Here is a 20998-nt window from a genome sequence, read left to right as displayed (position 1 = left end):
CTAGCATTTGCCCAAATGCAGCGGTTTTCTGCTTTGTGTATGCTTGAAAAGTACTGCCTCACCCCAATTTGGTTAACAACTAATTAACCGGGAGCGCTTTTCATGCGACAAGACAAACTCACTACCAAATTACAGGAAGCCCTGGCCGATGCGCAAAGCTTGGCCGTGGGCAACGACAACCCCTATATCGAACCAGTCCACCTGCTGACGGCCCTGTTGAATCAGGACGACGGCGGCGCCCGCTCGCTCTTGCAGCGGGCCGGCGTCAACGTGGGCGGCCTGTCCAAGGCCCTGGGCGCGTCCATCGAACGCTTGCCGAAGGTATCGGGCACGGGCGGCGACGTGCAGGTCAGCCGCGAATTCGTGGCCTTGCTGAATCTGGCTGACAAGGAATCGCAAAAAGCGGGCGACCAGTTCGTGTCCAGCGAAATGGTCTTGCTGGCCATGACGGATGACAAGTCCGACTGCGGCAAGCTGGCGCGCGAAAACGGCCTGACCCGCAAGGCCCTGGAAGCGGCCATCGACTCCGTGCGCGGCGGCAACAAGGTCGATTCGCAAGAGGCCGAAGGCCAGCGCGAAGCCCTGAAAAAATACACGCTGGACCTGACGGAGCGGGCGCGCAAGGGCAAGCTCGACCCTGTCATCGGCCGCGACGATGAAATCCGCCGCACCATCCAGATCCTGCAGCGCCGCAGCAAGAACAATCCCGTGCTGATCGGTGAGCCGGGCGTGGGCAAGACGGCCATCGTCGAAGGCCTGGCGCAGCGCATCGTCAATGGCGAAGTGCCGGAATCGCTGAAAGGCAAGCGCGTACTGTCGCTGGACATGGCTGCCTTGCTGGCCGGTGCGAAATTCCGCGGCGAATTCGAGGAGCGCCTGAAATCCGTGCTGAAGGAACTGGCCATGGATGAAGGGCAAACCATCGTCTTCATCGACGAGATGCACACCATGGTGGGCGCGGGCAAGGCCGAGGGCGCGATGGACGCCGGCAATATGCTGAAACCGGCGCTGGCGCGCGGCGAGCTGCACTGCGTGGGCGCGACCACGCTCGACGAGTACCGCAAGTACATCGAGAAGGATGCCGCGCTGGAACGCCGCTTCCAGAAAGTGCTCGTCGACGAGCCGACCGTGGAAGCGACGATCGCCATCCTGCGCGGCTTGCAGGACAAATACGCGCTGCATCACAAGGTGGAAATCACGGACGCGGCCATCATCGCCGCCGCCGAGCTGTCGCACCGCTACATCACGGACCGCTTCCTGCCCGACAAGGCGATCGACCTGATCGATGAAGCGGCGGCGAAGATCAAGATCGAGATCGACTCGAAGCCGGAAGTGATGGACAAGCTGGAACGCCGTTTGATCCAGCTGAAGATCGAGCGCGAAGCCGTCAAGAAGGAAAAGGACGAAGCATCGTTGCGCCGCCTGGGCCTGATCGAGGAAGAGATCGTCAAGCTGCAGCGCGAATACAATGACTTCGAGGAAATCCTGAAGGCGGAAAAAGCCGTGGTACAAGGCAGCACGCACATCAAGGAAGAGATCGAGCAAGTCAAGCTGCAGATGGAGCAGGCCACGCGCGAGAGCAACTGGCAGAAAGTGTCGGAGCTGCAATACGGCAAGCTGCCGCAGCTGGAAGCCCAGCTCAAGCAGGCTGACAGCGGCATCCCGAAACTCGACCCCGACCAGCCGAAGCTGCTGCGCACGGAAGTGGGCGCCGAGGAAATCGCCGAAGTGGTGTCGCGCGCGACGGGTATCCCCGTGTCGCGCATGATGCAGGGCGAGCGCGACAAGCTGCTGCACATCGAAGAGAAGCTGCATGAGCGCGTCGTGGGCCAGGATGAAGCGATCACGGCCGTGGCTGACGCCATCCGCCGCTCGCGCGCCGGCTTGAGCGACCCGAACCGTCCGTATGGTTCCTTCATGTTCCTGGGGCCGACGGGCGTGGGCAAGACCGAGCTGAGCAAGGCGCTGGCCACCTTCCTGTTCGATACGGAAGAATCGATGATCCGCATCGACATGAGCGAGTTCATGGAGAAGCATTCCGTGGCCCGCTTGATCGGCGCGCCGCCCGGCTACGTGGGCTACGACGAGGGCGGCTACCTGACGGAAGCAGTGCGCCGCAAGCCGTACAGCGTGATCCTGCTCGACGAAGTGGAAAAGGCGCATGCCGACGTCTTCAACGTGCTGCTGCAAGTGCTCGACGATGGACGCATGACGGATGGCCAGGGCCGCACGGTGGACTTCAAGAATACCGTCATCATCATGACCTCGAACCTGGGTTCGCATAAGATCCAGGCCATGGAAAGCGATGATCCCGGTGTCGTGAAGCTGGCCGTGATGGCCGAGGTACGCTCGCACTTCCGTCCCGAGTTCGTCAACCGTATCGACGAAATCGTCGTGTTCCACGGCCTCGACGAGAAAAACATCGGCGCGATCGCGAAGATCCAGCTGAAGATCCTCGAAGAGCGTCTGGCGCGCATGGACATGCAGCTGAGTCTGACGGACGCGGCCTTGCAGCAAATCGCCGAAGCGGGCTACGATCCGGTATATGGCGCCCGTCCGCTGAAGCGGGCGATCCAGCAGCAGATCGAAAATCCGCTGTCGAAGCTGATCCTGGAAGGCAAGTTTGGCCCGAAAGACGAGATCCGCATCGACGCCCAGAACGGCAACCTGGTGTTTACGGGCGCGCAAGTGGGGCTGGACAAGGTGTAATGTTGACCCCAGCGGCGAAAGGCTGTGGTCGGACCCTGAGGGTCCGACCCCGGTCTTTGCTTTTGGGTTGAATCTTAGAAGGGCGCGATCAGGCTAGACCTGATCGCGCCCTTCTTGCTATCATCGGCACTATTTTCTGACTAATTCCGGAGGCGGTACGATGGCAAACACATGGCAAGCAGGGCGGCGCATTGGAGTGGGATTGACCTTGGCGGCAGCCGTGCTGGCATTGCCTGCGCATGCCCAGGAAGAAAAAGTCCTGAACATCTATAACTGGTCGGACTATATCGGCGACGATACGATCAAGAATTTTGAGAAGGAAACGGGCATCAAGGTACGCTACGACGTTTTCGACAATAACGAAATCCTCAATGCAAAACTGGTGGCGGGCAAGTCCGGCTACGACATCGTCGTGCCGACGGCCCAGTGGGCGCGCCTGCAGATCGATGCGGGCTTGCTGCGCAAGCTAGACAAGAGCAAGCTGACGAACCTGGGCAACCTGGACCCGAACCTGCAGGCCAAGCTGTCGAAGATCGACCCGAACAACGATTACCTGGTCGACTGGCTGTGGGGCTACACGACGGTGGGCATCAACGTCAACAAGGTCAAGGCCGCGCTGGGCGGCATGCCCATGCCGGACAATGCCTGGGACCTGATCTTCGACCCGAAATACGCGGCGAAGCTGAAGTCCTGCGGCGTGTCCTTCCTCGACTCGCCGTCGGAAGTGCTGCCGGCCGCCCTGCAATACCTGGGCAAGCCCGCCTATTCGAAAGCGGCCGCCGATTACCAGGAAGCGGGCAAGGTACTGCAGGGCATCCGTCCCTACGTTACCCTGTTCAGCTCGTCCGGCTACATCAATGACATGGCCAACGGTTCCGTCTGCGTGGCGCTGGGCTGGTCGGGCGACATCAATATCGCGCGCCAGCGCGCCATCGATGCGAAAAACGGCAATGTGATCCAGGTGCTGGTGCCGAAGACGGCCGCCCTGATGTTCGACACCATGGCCATCCCGGCCGACGCGCCCCATCCGACCAATGCCCACCTGTTCATCAACTACATTTTGCGCCCGCAAGTGCATGCCAGCCTGAGCAACAAGGTGTTTTACGCGAATCCGAATCCGGCCAGCATCAAGTATGTACGCAAGGACATCGGCGAAAACAAGGCCATCTTCCTGTCGGACGCCGACAAGCAGCGCATGGCCGCACCGGAAGCGACCACGGCTGATATCCGCCGCTTGATGACGCGTATCTACACGAAGTTCAAGACAGGAGTGTAAAACGGGAGTGTAAAAACAAGGATGGCGCGAGGGACGGGCCTGTAGGCCGTCGCTGGCGCCATGCGATATTGCCGAGGTGAGCACTACTCGTGGTAGCGGTCCATCAGCTTGTGGTGACTGCCGCGCATTTCTTCGATCAGTTCAAAGGCGACGAAGCCGATGATGGCGGCGAAGATGGCGATGAAGAGAAAAACGAGGAAGGTTAACATGGTCTTTCAGCCGCCGTTGGACGGCTGTCCGCTGGGTTGCTCAATGTGCCAGAGCAGTGCTCCAACACGTAGTTGATGCAATTAAACTCTAGCAGATCGGCAGCGCTTTACAAGGCTGCCGAGTTGTAATTCCTGCCAGTATTTGTCCCAGCGCACTTTTTGCGCATTTCCTTCATTTCACTACCAGGTCATGCGCCATCACGGCTTTCAAATAGACGCTGATCGGATCGCCCGGTTCGCGCTGGGAAAACCACCATGCGCTGGCCTTGCGCAGTTCCCATTCCTGCTCTTCTCCCGTCAGCAGCAGGGCGGCCGCCTGGCCCAGGGTGGGCTGGTGGCCGACGATGAGCACGGTTTCCTTGCCGCCGGGCCAGTTGGCTGCCTTGAGGATATCTTCCGCCTCGGCGCCGGGCGCCAGTTCCGGCATCAGCTTGAACTTGCGGCCCAGCGCTTCGGCCGTTTGCAGGGTGCGCAGGGCGGGGCTGACGAGGATGCGGCAGTTTTCCGGCAATTGCGAAGCGAGCCATTCGCCCATGCGGCGCGCCTGTTTCTGCCCTTTGACGGTCAGGGCGCGTTCGAGATCGGGAACGCCCGGTTCGGCTTCTGCGTGTCGCCACAAGATGAGATCCATGTTGTGCTCCTCTGTGTTGAAATTGCCTATTCGCCGACCTCCGCGCCCGGCGTGCCCAGTGTGTGCATCAGGTATTGCTGGGCGCTGAACGGCGTTTGCTTGCCGCGTGGCTTGCGGCGCGCATAGTGGCCCGTCGGCTCCAGTTCCCATGCATTTGTATTATCCTTCAAATACGGATTCAGGCCCTCGGCGATCACGCGCCGCTTCAGCGCCCGGTCCAGTACGGGGAAGGCCACTTCCACGCGGCGGAAGAGGTTGCGGCTCATCCAGTCGGCGCTGGCCAGGTAGACATCGTGCGCCAGGTCGTTGCGGAAGTAGTAAATGCGGCTGTGTTCGAGGAAGCGGCCGATCACGGAGCGCACCTTGATGTTTTCCGACAGGCCAGGCACGCCCGGCTTCAGGGTGCAGGCGCCGCGCACGATCAGGTCGATCTTCACGCCATCGGTCGAGGCCGCATACAGGGCGCGGATCACGGATTCGTCGACCAGTGCGTTGACTTTCACGATGATGCGCCCGCGCCGGCCCGAACGGGCAATCTTCGCCTCGTTGCGGATCGCCTTGATGATCTCGCTTTGCAGGCCGAACGGCGCCAGCCACAAATGGTTCAGGTTGTGCGGCTTGGTCAGGCTGGTCAGGTGGATGAAGACTTCGTTCACTTCCACTGCCAGGTCCTGGTTCGCCGTCAGCAAACCAAAATCCGTGTACAGCTTGGTGGTGGTGGGGTGGTAGTTGCCGGTGCCCAGGTGGGCGTAGAAGCGCAAGGAGCCTTCTTCGCGGCGGATGACGAGCGCCACCTTCGCATGGGTCTTCAGTCCCACGACGCCGTACACGACTTGCGCGCCGGCCTGTTCCAGCTTGTCGGCCCAGTTGATATTGGCTTCTTCGTCGAAGCGCGCCATCAATTCCACGATGACGGTCACCTCCTTGCCCATCTTCGCCGCCGTAATCAGCGACTCCATCAGGTCCGAATTCATGCCCGTGCGGTAGATCGTCTGCTTGATGGCGACGACGGAGGGATCGTAGGCGGCGCTGCGGATGAAGTCGATCACCGTCTGGAACGACTGGTAGGGGTGGTGCAGCAGGATGTCGTGCTTGGTCAGGGCGGCAAAGATGTCGTTGCCGATGGCTTTATGCGCCAGACCGGGGAAAAACGGCGGAAAGCGCAGCTCCGGCTGCTTGACGTGGTCGATCATTTCCGACAGGCGCACCAGGTTCACGGGGCCGTTGACGCGGTACAAACGGCTTTGATCCAGGCTGAACTGGTCGAGCAGGAATTGCGACAATTCTGGTGGGCAATTGCGCGCCACTTCCAGGCGCACGGAGGTGCCGAACTGGCGCCCCACCAGCTCGCCCTTCAGGGCCTGGCGCAGGTTCTTGACTTCGTCCTCATCGACCCACAAGTCGCTGTCGCGCGTGACGCGGAATTGCGAATAGGCGATCACTTCGCGTCCGGCGAACAGGTCCGAGATGTGCGCGTGGATAACGGACGATAATAAACAGAAAGACACGCCATCGCCGGAAATCTCGTCCGGCAGCTTGATGACGCGTGGCAAGACGCGGGGCGCCTTGACGATGGCGATCGCCGTGCCGCGGCCGAACGCATCCTTGCCGCTCAGCGAGACGATGAAATTGAGACTTTTATTGACCACTTGCGGGAATGGGTGGGCCGGGTCGAGGCCGATCGGCGTCAGCAGGGGGCGCACTTCGCGGTCGAAGTATTGCTTGACCCACGCGCGCTGCGCCTCGTTGCGGTCGCTGTCGCGCAGCAAATGCACGCCCGCTTCGCGCAGGGCCGGCAAGACGTCGTTATTTAATATCTCGTACTGGCGTTCCACCAGCGCATGGCATTCCTTGCCGATACGCTCCAGGTTGGCAGCCAGGGCAGGGTGGCCCGCCAGCGAACCGCCGATGCTGCCGGCCGCCAGCAGGCTGGCCACGCGCACCTCGAAGAACTCATCCATGTTACTGCTGACGATGCACAGGTAGCGCAGGCGCTCGAGCAGCGGAATGTTCGGATCTTCCGCCTGGGCCATCACGCGCCGGTTGAAAGTCAGTTGCGACAGCTCGCGGTCAAGCAGGATGCCCGATTTGGTCACTTCCGTGTGCAGTTCAGGTTTCATATTCTTTTGTCTTTGCAGATAGTTAATTCTAGCCGTATTTCATCATGTATGACGCGTTGTGAGTGTAATCATGAAATATGACGTAAGCGTGACATAAGCTGTCATAAAGCGTCGCCCGCGCTGTCATTTTTCACGCCGAAAATGGCATTTCCCCGGGCGTAGCCAATTATTTCAGGAATTTTTACCCATGTCATAAAGCTGTCATATTCGCTTGCTAGACTGCGCAGCATTCAACCGGGACTTTGAGCCCTAACAACCCTGAGGACTTGATATGCAAATGAAGCAAATGTTCAAATTTATCGTCGTGGGTGCTTCGGCAGCGATGGCATTTTCTTCCGCTTCCGTCATGGCGGCAGATATGACAGGTGCTGGCGCAACCTTCCCGTACCCGATCTACGCCAAATGGGCTGAGACGTACAAAGCCAACACGGGCAACGGCCTGAACTACCAGTCCGTCGGTTCCGGCGCTGGCATCAAGCAAATCAAGGCCAAGACTGTTGAATTCGGCGCCTCGGACATGCCTTTGAAGGCAGAAGAGCTGGAAGAAGCGGGCCTGATGCAGTTTCCGGCCATCATGGGCGGCGTGGTCACCATCGTCAACCTGGACGGCGTGACCCCAGGCCAGCTGAAAATGACGGGTAAAGTCGTTGGCGACATCTACCTGGGCAAGATCACCAAGTGGAGTGCTCCTGAAATCGCCGCGCTGAACAGTGGCGTCAAGCTGCCGGACACGGAAATCACCGTGGTGCACCGCGCCGACGGTTCGGGCACCTCGTTCCTGTTCACCGACTTCCTGTCGAAAACCAACCCGGAATTCAAATCGAAAATCGGCGCTGGCTCGGCTGTGAAATGGGCCGTGGGCGTGGGCGGCAAGGGTAACGAAGGCGTCGCCGCCAACGTACAGCGTATCAAGGGTTCGATCGGCTACGTCGAGTGGGCTTACGCCAAGAAAAACAAGATGTCGCACACCCAGCTGCAAAACAAGGACGGCAACTTCCTGCAGCCTGACGACGAAAACTTCAAGGCAGCAGCCGCTTCGGCACCTTGGACGCAAACCCCAGGCTTCGGCGTGGTCCTGACCGACCAGGCTGGCAAGAACAGCTGGCCTATCACCGGCGTGTCGTTCATCCTGATGCACAAAGTCCAGGCTGACGCAGGCAAGGCAAAAGAAGTCCTGAAATTCTTCGACTGGGCCTACAAGAACGGCGGCCCTGCTGCCGTCGAACTGGACTACGTGCCGATGCCGGCATCGGTCGTGAAACTGGTGCAAGAGTCGTGGAAAGCCAACCTGAAAGACGCATCGGGCAAGTCGATCTACTAATCCGATAGTCTGAATACAGCAATATCCATCCTTGTCCCCGCCAGCAGCACGGCGGGGGCAGGGAGTTAGCCAGGACCGCTCGCAAGCCCTTGCAGACGGTCCTGGCTAAAGAAGCAACAATAAAACAAGAGTTCAAAATAGCGACACCGGCAGTACCACCCACATCTGGCACAATATGAGCGCACAATCTACCTCCTCCACGATCCCCATGCCAGGCGGCACCATGACCGATTCCATCAGTCACGCGCAAATGCTTTCCACCATGCGCAAGCAGCGCTTCCAGGATTTCATGTTCCACAAGGTGACGATGCTGTTCGCCCTGTCGGTGCTGATCGTCCTGGTCGGCATCATCATTTCGCTGATCATGGAATCGATACCGGCCTTCAAGACCTTCGGCCTGCATTTCATCGTGTCCGCGGAATGGGACCCCGTCAATGACCAGTACGGCGCCCTGATCCCCATCATCGGCACCCTGGTGACCTCGGTTATCGCCTTGCTGATCGCCTTTCCCGTCAGCTTCGGCATTGCCCTGTTCCTCACGGAAATCTGCCCGGCCTGGCTGCGCCGCCCGCTGGGTACGGCTGTCGAATTGCTGGCCGGCGTGCCATCGATCATCTACGGCATCTGGGGCCTGTTCGTGTTTGCGCCCCTGTTTGCCGACCACGTCCAGCCCATCCTGAAAGCCACCCTCGGCAACGTGCCCGTCATCGGCCAGCTGTTCAGCGGCCCCATGATGGGCATCGGCTTGCTGACGGCCGGCCTGGTGCTGGCCATCATGATCATCCCCTTTATCGCTTCCGTGATGCGCGACGTGTTCGAGATCGTCCCTGCCGTGCTGAAGGAATCCGCATACGGCCTGGGCTGCACGCGCTGGGAAGTCGTACGCAAGATCGTCTTGCCATACACCAAGACCGGCGTCGTCGGCGGCGTCATGCTGGGCCTGGGCCGCGCACTGGGCGAGACCATGGCCGTCACCTTCGTCATCGGCAACGCGAATAAACTGTCGTGGTCGCTGTTTGCCGCCGGTAACAGCATCACCTCCTTGCTGGCCAATGAATTCGGCGAAGCGCAATCCGAACTGCACGTGGCCTCGCTGTTCTCGCTGGCCCTGATCCTGTTTGTCATCACCTTTATCGTCTTATCCGCCGCCAAGCTGATGCTGGCTGGCATGTCCCGCAAGGAAAGGCAACGAAAAAATGAAGCCAAGTAAGCACTCTCGACGTTCCGGTCAAGCCGGCCATGAACCCTGTCTACCGCAAGCGCCTGTTGATGCACCGCATCGGCATCGCCCTGTCGGTGGCCGCCATGGCCCTGGGCCTGGCCGTGCTCGTGTGGATCCTGTTCACCCTGGTGATCAAGGGTTTCGGCGCCTTGTCCGTCGACCTGTTCACGCAAACGACGCCGGCTCCCGGCAGCGAAGGCGGCGGCCTGATCAATGCCATCGTCGGCAGCGCCCTGATGGTGGGCCTGGCCACCGTCGTCAGCACCCCGATCGGCATCCTGGCCGGCATCTACCTGGCCGAATACGGCGAAGAAAACAAGCTGGCGCAAGTGACGCGTTTTGTGACGGACATCATGCTGTCGGCGCCATCGATCGTCATCGGCCTGTTCGTGTATGCGCTGTATGTGGCCCACGTCAAGCACTTCTCCGGCTATGCGGGCGCCATCGCGCTGTCCCTGATCGCCGTGCCGGTGGTCGTGCGCACGACGGACAATATGCTGCGTCTGGTGCCGAACAGCCTGCTGGAAGCCGCGTTTGCCCTCGGCGCGCCGCGCTGGAAGGTCGCTACCCTGGTGCGCTTGCGCGCCGTCAAGGCCGGCGTCATCACCGGCGTGCTGCTGGCATTGGCCCGCATCGCCGGCGAAACGGCGCCGCTGCTGTTCACGGCCTTGAATAACCAGTTCCAAAGCTTCAACATGAATGCGCCGATGGCCAACTTGCCGTCCGTCATCGCATCGTTTGCGATGAGCCCGTACGACAACTGGCGCTCGCTGGCATGGGGCGGCGCACTGCTGATCACCTTCAGCGTGCTGGCCTTGAATATCCTGTCGCGCACCGTGTTCAGCCAAAAAGTCCCTAATTAAACAGATATCGAGCGAAGCGAACCCATATGAATACGCAAATGAATCCAGCCCAAGACCTGGCGCCAAAGAAGAAAACCATCGAGATTTCGGGCCTGAACTTTTTTTACGGCAAAACGCAAAGCTTGCATAATGTCAACCTGGACATCCACGAAAAGAAAGTGACGGCTTTCATCGGCCCGTCCGGTTGCGGCAAGTCGACCCTGCTGCGCACCCTGAACCGCATGTATGACCTGTATCCGGGCCAGCGCGCGGAAGGCTCCATCCTGTACCGCGGCCGCAACGTGCTCGACGCCGACCAGGACGTCAACATGCTGCGCGCCAAGGTCGGCATGGTGTTCCAGAAGCCGACACCGTTCCCCATGTCCGTGTACGACAACATCGCCTTCGGCGTGCGCCTGTATGAAGACCTGTCGAAGGGCGAGATGGACGAGCGCGTCGAGTGGGCCCTGAAAAAGGCCGCGCTGTGGGGCGAAGTCAAGGATAAGCTGAGCAAGAGCGGCCTGTCGCTGTCGGGCGGCCAGCAGCAGCGTTTGTGCATCGCGCGCGGCGTGGCCGTGAAACCGGACGTCTTGCTGCTCGATGAGCCGACCTCGGCGCTGGACCCGATCTCGACCTCGAAAGTGGAAGAGCTGATCAGCGAACTGAAACAGGATTACACGATCGCCATCGTGACGCACAATATGCAGCAGGCGGCGCGCTGCTCCGACTACACGGCCTATATGTATCTGGGCGAGCTGGTGGAATTCGGCGAAACGGACCAGATCTTCATGAATCCGGCCCGCAAGGAAACGCAGGATTACATCACGGGCCGCTTCGGCTGATCCATCCCGCATAGCGACCACAAGACAACTGAATACGGAGAGACAGCATGATAGGCGAACATTCATCCAAGCAATACGACAACGAACTCGAAGCGATCCGCTCGAAAGTGCTCCTGATGGGCGGCATCGTTGAAACCCAGTTCCTCGACGCGATGACATGCTTTCGCATCGGCAACCCGGAGCGGGCCGACCGCGTGATGCGCGAAGACGACGTCGTCAACCAGCTGGAAGTGTCGCTGGACGACGCCTGCAGCCACCTGATCGTGCGCCGCCAGCCGGCCGCCAACGACTTGCGCACCATCATGGCCACCATCAAGGTGATTACCGACCTCGAGCGAGTAGGCGACGAAGCGACGAAAATCGCCCGCGTGGCGAAGAATCTGCACAAGCGCGGCAACGGCGTCGTCAACCATTACGAGATGGTGCGCGGCATAGCCAACACGGCCACCGACATGCTGCACGACGCCCTGGACGCATTCGCGCGCAACGATGGCAAGCAGGCTTTACAATTAATTGCACAAGATGCCATCATCGACCATGAGTTTCGGTCTATCATGCGCAACTTGATCACCTTTATGATGGAAGATCCGCGCACGATTTCGGCGGCGCTCGATACCCTGTGGGTGGCCAAGGCCATCGAACGGATCGGCGACCATGCGAAAAACATCGCCGAATACGTGATCTACGTGGTTGAAGGCAAGGACATCCGCCACACCAAGGTGGCTGCTCCCGCCATTTCCGAGGAGCTCCCTGAGTAAGCTTTATGGCATCTGATAAAACCACGGTATTGATTGTTGAAGATGAGCCGGCCATCGTTGAACTGGTGACCTATTCGCTGCGCGAATCCGGCTGGAATTGCTGTTCTGTACAAAATGTCGCCGATGCCTGGGAATTCATCCAGCACCGCACGCCGCATCTGATCCTGCTGGACTGGATGCTGCCGGACCAGACGGGCTTGCGCCTGCTGTCGCGCATCCGCGCCGACCGCAATTTCGCCGCCATCCCCGTCATCATGCTCACCGCCAAGAGCATGGAAGAAGACAAGCTGGCCGGCTTGAACAGCGGGGCCGACGATTACGTCACCAAGCCGTTCTCGCCGCGCGAGCTGCTGGCCCGTGCCAAGGCGCTGTTGCGACGCAAGAGCCCGGAACACGCGCAGGCGCCCATGCGCGCCGGCAACGTGGCACTGGACCCCGTCAGCTGCACGGTGATGATGGATGAACAGAAGATCGATATCGGCCATGCCGAATACAAGCTGCTGAAATTCCTGCTGGCCCATCCGGAGCGCGTGTTTTCGCGCAGCCAGCTGCTCGACAAGGTGTGGGGCGACCATGTGGTGATCGAGGAACGCACGGTCGATGTCCACGTATTGCGCTTGCGCAAAGCCTTGAAGGAGGCGGAAAGCCTGATCAAGACGGTGCGCAGCGTCGGCTACATGTTGTCTGAAAAGTAAAGCTGGCCTCTATGAATCCGAAATTGCTGTTCTGGGTACCGGCCGCCTTGCGCATGGTGCTGGCGCTGCTGGGCGTGGCCGTCGTCTGGTATCTGTTTGGCGCCACGTATGCGCTGGGCATCGCCTTCGTGCTGATGGCCATGATGGTGTTCGTGCAGCTGTCGTATCTGTTCCAGCTGAGTAATTGGCTGGACAATCCGCAAAGCGCCAAGCTGCCCGACGGCTGGGGCGCCTGGACCAGCATCTTCGCGCGCCTGTACCGCATGCGCCGCGACGACGAGAAAAACCAGGCCGAGCTGACGGAATGGCTGGCGCGTTTCCGCCAGGCCATGCACCTGCTGCCGGACGGCGTCGTCATCATGGATGACGTGCTGTTCCTCGAATGGTGCAACCCGGCCGCCGAGAAGCATCTGGGTCTCACGCACGAGCGCGACAAGGGCATGCGCGTGACGAACCTGATCCGCAGCCCCGAGTTCATGGATTACATCATCCTGGGCCGCTACGACCAGCCGCTGACGATCACCTTCCGCAACCGCAAGCTGATCGTGCAGATCATTCCGTTCGAAAACCGCCGCCAGATCCTCGTCACGCACGACGTGACGGAGACGGAACGCATCGAAATGATGCGCCGCGACTTCATCGCCAACGCCTCGCACGAACTGCGCACGCCGCTGACGGTCATCGTGGGCTTCCTGGAAATCGCTTCCGCCGAGCTGGACCTGGACGCCGCCACGCGCGCCGCCCACCTCAAGCTGATGACGGAGCAGGGCCACCGCATGCAGCATCTGATCGAGGATATGCTGACCCTGTCGCGCCTGGAATCGGTCGACTATCCGCTGCGCCCCGAGCCCGTGGATATCAAAAAGCTCATGCAGCAAGTCTTGCGCGACGCCAAGGGCTTGTCGGCGGGCAAGCATGAAGTGACCATGGAATGCAACGGTCCCGATGTGCTGGGCAGCTACGACGAGCTGTACAGCGCGTTTGGCAACCTGGCTTCGAACGCCGTGCGCTACACGCCGGCCGGCGGCACCATCACCCTGCGCTGGCAGGATGGCCCGGCCGGACCGCAATTCATCGCGCAAGATACGGGCATCGGCATCAGCCAGGAACATATCTCGCGTCTGACGGAACGTTTCTACCGCGTCGACAAGAGCCGTTCGCGCGAAACCCAGGGCACGGGCCTGGGCCTTGCCATCGTCAAGCACGTGCTGCTGCGCCATGGCGGCACCTTGGCCATCCAGTCCGTGGCCGACAAGGGCAGCAGCTTTATCGTCAGCATGCCCAAATCCGTCGTCACGCCGCTGCAGGGCGAGCTGCTGGTCAAGTAGGCCGGGGGAGGGGAGCATCCCCTCCCCGTTTCCCGTGCGACTAGTGCAAGGATGGCATAAGTCGTTACAATCAGGCCATGACTTTAATCAACGCCTCTTTTCGCCACGCCGGCGCGCAGCAACTGGCCCAGTCGCTGCAGGCCGCGCGCCAGGATACTCTTTCCCTGTTCGACTGTTACGTCACGGCCGGACTGGACGTGGTGGCCGGCTTGCCCCGGCATCCGCGCCTCACGCCACCCTTGTGGCAACTTGCGCACATCGCCTGGTTTGCCGAGTGGTTCATCCTGCGCGAAGCCGCTTCCAGCCATCCGGCCGACGCCATTTATAACTCCCTGCTGACGCGCGGCGACGACTTGTTCGACGCCAACATGGTGGAGCATCGCGCGCGCTGGAAGCTGGAACTGCCCAGCCCGGGCGCCGTGAAAACGTATTGCCACGAGGTGCTCGACAGGGTCTTGGATAAACTCTCGCGCGAAGCCAATGTCGACAGCGCCCTGGCGCCGTACCGGCTGGCGCTGGCGCATGAAGACTTGTGCGGCGAGGAAATGCTGGCCGGCTTGCAATGGATGGGCCTGGAGGCGCCGGAATCCCTGGCGGCCAGCCCGGCCTTGCCGCCGGGTGCGGGCGAGATCGCTTTTCCTGGTGGCACCATTGAACTGGGCTCGCCGCGCGGCGCCGGGTTTGCCTTCGACAATGAATCGCCGCCCTACAGTTGCTACGTGGCGCCGTTTTCCATCGATGCCTGCGCCGTATCCAACGCCCAGTTTGCCGATTTTGTCGCCGATGGCGGCTACCAGAACCGCCAGTTCTGGAGCGCGGCCGGCAGCGCCTGGCTGATGCAGCAGGAGCGCTCGTCGCCCCTGTACTGGCTGCGCGAAGCAACGCAGTGGCGCACCATGCGTTTCGGCCAGCGCACGACCTTGCCGCCGAACGAAGCCGTGCGCCACATCAACCTGTATGAGGCGCAGGCGTATTGCGCCTGGGCGGGGCGCCGCCTGGCGACCGAGGCGGAATGGGAGTATGCTGCGCTGTCCGGCCATCCGCGTTTCCATTGGGGCCAGGTGTGGGAGTGGACGGCGACGCCGTTCGAGCCGTATCCGGGCTTTGCGGTGGATGCCTGGCGCGAATATTCCGCGCCATATTTCATGCAGCACCAGGTGCTGCGCGGCGCCGCCTTCGCCACGCCGCCGCGGCTGCATTCGGCCCGCATGCGCGCCTTCCATGCGCCCGAACGGGGCGACATCTTTGCCGGCCTGCGCACCTGCGCCTGGTAGCGCGCCGAGAACAGACATCATTTCAGGATACCCTTGAGTACAGATAACGCCCCGCAGTTCATTCCCAAACGCATTACGCCCACGCCGGAGCAGGTCGCCATCCAGACGGCGCAAAAGAAAGTGGTGCTGATCGACGCCAATGCCGGCGCGGCCAAGACGACGACCCTGGCCCTGCGCCTGGCCGAAGCGCTGCACCGGGGCCGCGCGCCCGAGCGCATGCTGGCCCTCGTGTTCACGGAGGCGGCGCGCGTGGCCCTGCGCCAGCGCCTGCTGGAAGTGGGTGTGCCTCTGGGCGTCGTCAAGCGCCTGACCGTCGACACTTTCGATGCCTTTGCCGCCAAGGTGCTGCGGCAGCTGGAAAACATGCAGGTGGCATCCATGCGCAGCGATGAAGAGTTGCGCCCGGTAGCCTGGGAAGCGCTGGAAGTCGTGTCGGAGAAATACGCTCACCGCTACCCGCTGGAAATCAATACGACGAACGGGGCGATCGCCGAATTCCTGAAACTGCAGCTGCGCACCAAGGCGCGCCTGGATTTTCAAAATCCCGACTTCGAGAGCAATTCCCTGGACGACAATCTGGAAATGCTGGGCATGTCGCGCACGCATTATCTGTGGCTGCGCGAATATGAAGGCTTGCGTGGCGCCGACACGGGCGACATCCAGTTCCGCGCGCCATTCGACGCCACCTACGACCTGGTGCGCATGCTCGATGGCGACGAGCCGCTGCGCCAGCAATTGCCGGCCTTCCAGATCATCGTGGCCGATGAATTGCACGATCTGAACGAAGCGTCGTTCCGCCTGCTGACCATGCTGATACGCCGCGGTAATGCGTTTTTCTGCGGCGCCGGCGACAAGGATCAAGTCATCTATACGTGGTCGGGCGCCGACCACCGCTTCCTGCGCCAGCGCTTCGAGCAGGAATTCCCCACCTTGCAGCGCCTGCCGTTGACGGCGTCCTACCGTTACGGGCCGCAGCTGGCGCATGCCGTGGGCGTGCTGAAAAACAAGGCCAGCGTGTCGGCCCTGTCGCGCGCCACGCACATCGAAGTGCTGCAATACGAGCATATGCAGCCGCAGGCTTGCAGCGCCCAGCTGATCGCCGCGCTCGAACACGCGCATGCGGGCACGACGGCCATTTTGCTGCGTGACCGCGACCAGGCCATCCGCGTGGAAACGGCGCTGTTCCAGAGCGGCATCGCGTATGGCCTGGTGGACATGAACAGCTATCTGCTGAGCCTGGAAGTGCTGATGCTGCGCGGCATGGTCGCCATCGCCCGCAAGGATTTACATACGATCAAGAGCGGCCCGCGCCGCGGCGAGATACTCGAAGCCCTGGTGGCGTTCGCGGAAATCCCGTTTACGCGCGGTGAGCTCCAGCAAGCCAAGGCCGATGTGGCCAACTATCCCGACTTGCTGGAAGGCTTCTTGACGAACCAGCTGGCCAAGTCGCAGAACCAGGACAAGGCGGCCCTGACTCTGGCCGCCGTCGATTACCTGCGCGCGCTGCCCCCCGACGCCCTGGCAGGCGACGCCCTGCAGCACATCTTTGGCCTGATGCAGCTGGAACAGACGGCGCGCCGCATCTACGTCGACCCGGCCCAGGCGCGGGTCGTCGCCCGTTCCCTGCACGGTTTTATTGCCGTGTGCCGCGAAGCGGGCGTGGCGCTGGGCGGCTTTGCCGGCTGGCTGGGCGAGATGGAAGAAGCCGTGACGGTCTCGACCGGCAAGGCCAAACTCGTCATCGCCTGCATCGACCAGATCAAGGGCCTCGAATACAACCACGTCATCTTGCCCTACCTGGCCGTCGATGAATTCCCGCGCAGCAAGACCGATCCGCTGGAAGAGGAAAACCGCTTCTATGTGGCCGCCACCCGCGCGCGCGACAGGCTCACCCTGCTGACGCCGGAAGACCCCGCCTATCAGAGCCGCTACATCGCCGCCCTGCAGCTCAAGCAGAAGATTATTGCGCCGAAGTCATAGATCTTTTGCTGTGCGGCTGCTTTTTGCGAAGGCGGAAACGGCGCATACTTTGTCGGACTGATCACAATCGATCTGAACTTACAAAGGAGGAACGACGCCTAACAAAACCGTAGCGAGCGGCGATGATTTGTGGCTAAGAAGCGCAACCGTGCTAGAGCACGGTGAGCATCGCAGGCCGCAAAGCGCGACGCGCAGCAGGTTTTGTTTGGCGTCCACGGCATGAAAGTGTTTTTGACAGGCGCGGCAGGTTTTATCGGCAGTTCCATCGCGGCGGGCCTCGTGCGCGCCGGCCATCAGGTGACGGGCCTCGTGCGCAAACCCGAGCAGGTGGCCGAGCTGGCCAGCATCGGCGTGCACGGTATCGTCGGCACCTTGAACGACCGCGAGCTCATCATTGAGCAGGCGAAGGCGGCGGACGCCGTCATCAATGCGGCCAGCAGCGACCACCGGGGCGCCGTCGAAGCCATCATTGAAGCGCTAGCTGGCAGCAACAAGCCTTTCCTCCACACCAGCGGCTCGTCCATCGTGGGCGACGCCTCGGGCGGCGAGGGCACGGAACAGATCTATTACGAAGACAAGCTGCCGGCGCCCACCGCCGACAAGGCGGCCCGCGTGGCCATCGATGACTTGATACTGGCCAGCGCAGGCCAGGGCGTGCGCGCCAGCGTCTTGTGCAATACGCTGATCTACGGCCATGGCGCCTTGCCGCGCGACAGCGTGCAGCTGCCCCGTTTGCTCAAGCAGGCGCGCAAGAGCGGCATCGTGCGCCACGTGGGTCCGGGCCGCAACATCTGGTCCAATGTGCATATCGACGACGTCGTCAGCCTGTATTTGCTGGCACTGGAAAAATCGCCGGCCGGCACCTTTTACTTTGTCGAATCGGGCGAAGCGGCTTTCCGCGACATGACGGCCGCCATCGCCACCGCGCTGGACTTCGGCCCCGCGCAGGACTGGCCGCTGCCCGAGGCGATTGCCGAATGGGGTTACGAGATGGCGTCGTATGGCCTCGGTTCCAACAGCCGCGTGCGCGGCGAGCGGGCGCGCAAGCTGCTGGGCTGGCAGCCGCAGGGTCCATCCGTGCTGGCATGGATCAAGAACGACATGCTCCATCCTCCGCACGCCATCGCCGCTTGATGCAGCTCAGCAAAACTCCATCAGTGTGCGCTAGCGAACGGTGCTGTATGGCGATCGGGAGTATGATGTCTCTGCTTGGTTGAGACGCACTGCCGTGAAGTTGGCGGCATGTTCGATCTTCCAGCAGGTCAGCCGGTCGCCTCAAGGATCGGCACCAGATTTCTGCCGCCGGCGCGCTTGCGCCATGCGGCTGTGCACTGCAACTCCAGGTCGCGGTGTGTGCTGCGAACCCCTTCAAGGCCGGCTTTAGCCGGTCTTTTTTTGCCTGTTGCTACTTCCCCGCGCCATTCACCGCCACCTGTCCGCCATTCGCCGAAGCGGTGTTTCCCCCTGCCTGAAATCCGCGTATCTTTACGATCAACCAACTTCAAGGGGTGACCGTGAAACCTGAACCAGCTTATTGCCGCCGTACCCAGCTGCTGTGGGGCGTGCTGCTGATCGCCATCGGCGCCGTCATCCTGCTGGACCGGCTCGATGTGATCTATCTCCACGATTACTATTCACTATGGCATTATTGGCCGGTGATACTGGCCGTCTTCGGCCTGAACAAGCTGCTCACGCCCGTCTCCGCCAAGCAGGTTTTGAGCGGCCTGTGGCTGATCTTTTTCGCCGCCTGGTGGTATGTGTCGTATGAAGAACTGTGGAACCTGAGTTTTTATAATAGCTGGCCCGCCTTGCTGATCGCCTGGGGCGTAGGCCTCGTGCTGGAACCGCTGTTGAACAAACATTTTATTGCCTACCGGGAGTCCGAGCATGAAAAATAAACCGCCGCTGCACTCGCCATCGCAGATCGTGCTGGGCGTGATCGTCATCGGCCTGGGGCTGCTGTTCCTGCTCGATAACCTCGGTTTCATCAATATTCGCTACACCTTCCGTTTCTGGCCCACGGCGCTGATCGTGTTTGGCCTGCTGAAACTGTCGCAAAGCCGCAGCGCGAACGGCTATCTGGTGGGCGGCATGCTGGTGCTGCTGGGCGTGGCCTGGACCCTCAAGCACATGGGCATCTTCTACATGAACTGGGACTTGCTGTGGCCCTTGCTGATCATCGGCCTGGGCGTGGCCGTGGTGTCGAAGTCCTTGCCCGGCGCGCAGCAGCGCCAGCGCCGCCGGCGCTTTTTCGCGCAGCAGGACGGTACCGCCGCGCCTGACTCGTTCGGCCAGCCCAGAAATGGCGCCGTGTCGCTCGACAAGGACGCTGCCGATGCCACTGCGGCACCCGGCGCCAGCGGGCAGGCGGACGACGACAGCATCATCGAAGTGACGGCCATCCTCGGCGGCTATGTGCGGCGCGTGTCGTCGCAGCGCTTCAAGGGCGGCGATATCAATGTCATCATGGCCGGCTGCGAAATCGACTTGCGCCAGGCATCGATCGAAGGCGAAGCCGTGCTCAACGTATTTGCCCTGTGCGGCGGCGTCACCATCAAGATTCCGCCTGACTGGAGCGTGGTGCTGCAGGGCACGCCCATCCTCGGCGGCTTCGAAGAAAAGACCATCGTGCCGCCGAACCAGGCCAAGCGCCTGTACGTGACGGGCTACGCCATCATGGGCGGCCTGGAAATCCGCAACTAGGCGCGCATGTCGGGGCCCTTGTCGAAGCGGCGCGGCGCCGTGGTGGTGTTCCTGGTCTGCATCGCGCTGGGCCTGGCCCTGGCCTTCATCCTGGCCAGGGTGGCGCACGCGCCCTGGCTCAATGCCGTCGTGCTGGTGGTGCCCGCCACGCTGGTGTATGCGATCGGTTCGGGTTTTTCCGCGTTTTACCTGTGCCGCGCCTACCCCTTGCACGCCCGCCATCCGCTCGCCATCGCCGGCGTGATGGGTGTGGCGGCCCTGTTCGCGGGCTTGTTGTGGGCTACCCTGCTGCAATTTTTGAACAGCGTCAGCCTGTTGCTGGAGCTGCGCTGGCTGGGCGTGAACCTGACGCAATCGCTGCTGGCCCTGTTCTTCGGCCTGGGCGCACTGCTGTATTGCCTGGCTGCCGCCGTGCATTATCTGTTGCTGGAATTCGTGCGCGCCAGGATGGCCGAGCAGCGGGGGCTGGAAGCGCAACTGACGGCGCAGGAAGCGCAATTGCGCATGCTGCGCACGCAGATCGATCCGCATTTCCTGTTCAACAGCCTGAACTCCATCAGCGCCCTGACGTCTATCGATGCGGCGGGCGCGCGCCAGATGACGGTGCAGCTGGCTAGTTTCTTTCGCCAGAGCCTGAGCCTGGAAGCGCACAAGCACATCACCGTGGAACAGGAACTGGTGCTGATCCGCCATTTTCTCGCCATCGAGCAAGTGCGTTTCGGCGCACGCCTGCAAGTGGCGGAAAGCCTCGACAGTGCCGCGCTGGCGTGCTTGCTGCCCCCCATGCTGATACAGCCGCTGGTGGAAAATGCCGTCAAGCATGGGATTTGCGGCTTGACGGAAGGCGGCCTGATCGCCATCGAGGCGCGGCGCGTGGGCAGCCTGCTGCAGATCGCCGTGCGCAACCCGGTCGATGCGGATCAAGGGCCGGCCCGCGGCAATGGCGTGGGCCTGGAGAATGTGCGCCAGCGCCTGGCCGGCGCGTATGGCCACGAGGCCAGCGTGCACTGGGGCCGGCGCGACGGCCATTTCGAAGTGATGATTTCCATGCCGGCGCAGACCGGCGACACGGAGGAAGCATGATGCAG

The 20998-nt window shown here is 61.5% G+C and carries 18 protein-coding genes; 15 read left to right on the top strand and 3 right to left on the bottom strand.

Annotation, left to right across the window (positions count from 1 at the left end; translation table 11 throughout):
• Positions 1 to 102 precede the first annotated feature (102 nt).
• Positions 103 to 2709 carry an ATP-dependent chaperone ClpB gene (gene clpB, locus JAB1_RS14850; protein WP_070280450.1) on the top strand — a complete coding sequence of 869 codons (2607 nt, stop codon included), beginning with the start codon at positions 103 to 105 and terminating at the stop codon, positions 2707 to 2709.
• Between the two features lie 160 nt (positions 2710 to 2869).
• Complete coding sequence (locus JAB1_RS14845; protein WP_070280449.1) at positions 2870 to 3985, top strand: polyamine ABC transporter substrate-binding protein; 1116 nt, start codon at positions 2870 to 2872, stop codon at positions 3983 to 3985.
• 83 nt (positions 3986 to 4068) lie between these two features.
• Here the strand turns inward: JAB1_RS14845 and JAB1_RS30550 are convergent, their stop codons facing one another.
• From JAB1_RS30550 to ppk1, 3 genes are all read right to left on the bottom strand, one after another.
• Positions 4069 to 4194: a hypothetical protein gene (locus JAB1_RS30550; RefSeq protein ID WP_254926692.1), complete on the bottom strand. Its 126-nt coding sequence runs from the start codon at positions 4192 to 4194 to the stop codon at positions 4069 to 4071.
• Between the two features lie 172 nt (positions 4195 to 4366).
• Positions 4367 to 4825, bottom strand: a complete 459-nt coding sequence (gene sixA / locus JAB1_RS14840) for a phosphohistidine phosphatase SixA (RefSeq protein ID WP_070254143.1) — start codon at positions 4823 to 4825, stop codon at positions 4367 to 4369.
• 26 nt (positions 4826 to 4851) lie between these two features.
• Positions 4852 to 6945 (bottom strand): polyphosphate kinase 1, encoded by a 2094-nt coding sequence (gene ppk1 / locus JAB1_RS14835; RefSeq protein WP_034778120.1) that lies wholly within the window; start codon positions 6943 to 6945, stop codon positions 4852 to 4854.
• A gap of 271 nt (positions 6946 to 7216) precedes the next feature.
• Between ppk1 and pstS the strand changes: the two genes are divergently transcribed.
• From pstS to JAB1_RS14770, 13 genes are all read left to right on the top strand, one after another.
• Complete coding sequence (gene pstS, locus JAB1_RS14830) at positions 7217 to 8266, top strand: phosphate ABC transporter substrate-binding protein PstS (protein ID WP_034778123.1); 1050 nt, start codon at positions 7217 to 7219, stop codon at positions 8264 to 8266.
• A gap of 223 nt (positions 8267 to 8489) precedes the next feature.
• Positions 8490 to 9476, top strand: coding sequence for a phosphate ABC transporter permease subunit PstC (gene pstC / locus JAB1_RS14825; RefSeq protein WP_254672103.1), 987 nt, complete (start codon positions 8490 to 8492; stop codon positions 9474 to 9476).
• A gap of 29 nt (positions 9477 to 9505) precedes the next feature.
• Positions 9506 to 10351, top strand: coding sequence for a phosphate ABC transporter permease PstA (pstA, locus tag JAB1_RS14820; protein ID WP_070280447.1), 846 nt, complete (start codon positions 9506 to 9508; stop codon positions 10349 to 10351).
• A gap of 26 nt (positions 10352 to 10377) precedes the next feature.
• Complete coding sequence (gene pstB, locus JAB1_RS14815) at positions 10378 to 11172, top strand: phosphate ABC transporter ATP-binding protein PstB (RefSeq protein WP_029496304.1); 795 nt, start codon at positions 10378 to 10380, stop codon at positions 11170 to 11172.
• Positions 11173 to 11219: 47 nt separating this feature from the next.
• Complete coding sequence (gene phoU / locus JAB1_RS14810; protein ID WP_034778131.1) at positions 11220 to 11930, top strand: phosphate signaling complex protein PhoU; 711 nt, start codon at positions 11220 to 11222, stop codon at positions 11928 to 11930.
• Between the two features lie 5 nt (positions 11931 to 11935).
• Complete coding sequence (locus JAB1_RS14805) at positions 11936 to 12625, top strand: response regulator (protein ID WP_034755074.1); 690 nt, start codon at positions 11936 to 11938, stop codon at positions 12623 to 12625.
• Between the two features lie 11 nt (positions 12626 to 12636).
• Positions 12637 to 13953: a phosphate regulon sensor histidine kinase PhoR gene (gene phoR, locus JAB1_RS14800; protein ID WP_034778134.1), complete on the top strand. Its 1317-nt coding sequence runs from the start codon at positions 12637 to 12639 to the stop codon at positions 13951 to 13953.
• Positions 13954 to 14030: 77 nt separating this feature from the next.
• The gene (gene senA, locus JAB1_RS14795; protein WP_254672101.1) at positions 14031 to 15227 is read left to right on the top strand and encodes a selenoneine synthase SenA; all 1197 of its coding nucleotides are present in this window, start codon (positions 14031 to 14033) and stop codon (positions 15225 to 15227) included.
• A 33-nt stretch (positions 15228 to 15260) separates the two neighbouring features.
• Positions 15261 to 17207, top strand: coding sequence for an ATP-dependent helicase (locus JAB1_RS14790; RefSeq protein ID WP_070280446.1), 1947 nt, complete (start codon positions 15261 to 15263; stop codon positions 17205 to 17207).
• Positions 17208 to 17426: 219 nt separating this feature from the next.
• Positions 17427 to 18341 carry an NAD-dependent epimerase/dehydratase family protein gene (locus JAB1_RS14785; protein ID WP_070280483.1) on the top strand — a complete coding sequence of 305 codons (915 nt, stop codon included), beginning with the start codon at positions 17427 to 17429 and terminating at the stop codon, positions 18339 to 18341.
• A gap of 380 nt (positions 18342 to 18721) precedes the next feature.
• The gene (locus tag JAB1_RS14780; RefSeq protein WP_070280481.1) at positions 18722 to 19105 is read left to right on the top strand and encodes a DUF5668 domain-containing protein; all 384 of its coding nucleotides are present in this window, start codon (positions 18722 to 18724) and stop codon (positions 19103 to 19105) included.
• Positions 19095 to 19910 carry a DUF5668 domain-containing protein gene (locus JAB1_RS14775; protein ID WP_070280445.1) on the top strand — a complete coding sequence of 272 codons (816 nt, stop codon included), beginning with the start codon at positions 19095 to 19097 and terminating at the stop codon, positions 19908 to 19910. Before JAB1_RS14780 ends, JAB1_RS14775 begins: the two co-directional genes overlap by 11 nt.
• Positions 19911 to 19916: 6 nt before the next feature.
• Positions 19917 to 20993 (top strand): histidine kinase, encoded by a 1077-nt coding sequence (locus JAB1_RS14770; RefSeq protein WP_070280444.1) that lies wholly within the window; start codon positions 19917 to 19919, stop codon positions 20991 to 20993.
• Positions 20994 to 20998 lie beyond the last annotated feature (5 nt).

Source organism: Janthinobacterium sp. MP5059B, assembly GCF_001758645.1.
Taxonomy (GTDB): Bacteria; Pseudomonadota; Gammaproteobacteria; order Burkholderiales; family Burkholderiaceae_D; genus Janthinobacterium; species Janthinobacterium lividum.
The sequence above is the reverse complement of the archived record's forward strand: the minus strand, read 5'-3'. Positions and strand labels throughout refer to the sequence as shown.

Bases quoted from the DNA above. Each gene is read 5' to 3' on its own strand.
- senA (WP_254672101.1), top strand. From the start codon at position 14,031: ATGACTTTAATCAACGCCTCTTTTCGCCACGCCGGCGCGCAGCAACTG.
- pstC (WP_254672103.1), top strand. From the start codon at position 8,490: ATGACCGATTCCATCAGTCACGCGCAAATGCTTTCCACCATGCGCAAG.
- phoU (WP_034778131.1), top strand. From the start codon at position 11,220: ATGATAGGCGAACATTCATCCAAGCAATACGACAACGAACTCGAAGCG.
- pstA (WP_070280447.1), top strand. From the start codon at position 9,506: ATGAACCCTGTCTACCGCAAGCGCCTGTTGATGCACCGCATCGGCATC.
- JAB1_RS14770 (WP_070280444.1), top strand. From the start codon at position 19,917: ATGTCGGGGCCCTTGTCGAAGCGGCGCGGCGCCGTGGTGGTGTTCCTG.
- pstS (WP_034778123.1), top strand. From the start codon at position 7,217: ATGCAAATGAAGCAAATGTTCAAATTTATCGTCGTGGGTGCTTCGGCA.
- ppk1 (WP_034778120.1), bottom strand. From the start codon at position 6,945: ATGAAACCTGAACTGCACACGGAAGTGACCAAATCGGGCATCCTGCTT.
- JAB1_RS14845 (WP_070280449.1), top strand. From the start codon at position 2,870: ATGGCAAACACATGGCAAGCAGGGCGGCGCATTGGAGTGGGATTGACC.
- JAB1_RS14775 (WP_070280445.1), top strand. From the start codon at position 19,095: ATGAAAAATAAACCGCCGCTGCACTCGCCATCGCAGATCGTGCTGGGC.
- JAB1_RS30550 (WP_254926692.1), bottom strand. From the start codon at position 4,194: ATGTTAACCTTCCTCGTTTTTCTCTTCATCGCCATCTTCGCCGCCATC.
- phoR (WP_034778134.1), top strand. From the start codon at position 12,637: ATGAATCCGAAATTGCTGTTCTGGGTACCGGCCGCCTTGCGCATGGTG.
- JAB1_RS14785 (WP_070280483.1), top strand. From the start codon at position 17,427: ATGAAAGTGTTTTTGACAGGCGCGGCAGGTTTTATCGGCAGTTCCATC.
- pstB (WP_029496304.1), top strand. From the start codon at position 10,378: ATGAATACGCAAATGAATCCAGCCCAAGACCTGGCGCCAAAGAAGAAA.
- sixA (WP_070254143.1), bottom strand. From the start codon at position 4,825: ATGGATCTCATCTTGTGGCGACACGCAGAAGCCGAACCGGGCGTTCCC.
- JAB1_RS14805 (WP_034755074.1), top strand. From the start codon at position 11,936: ATGGCATCTGATAAAACCACGGTATTGATTGTTGAAGATGAGCCGGCC.
- clpB (WP_070280450.1), top strand. From the start codon at position 103: ATGCGACAAGACAAACTCACTACCAAATTACAGGAAGCCCTGGCCGAT.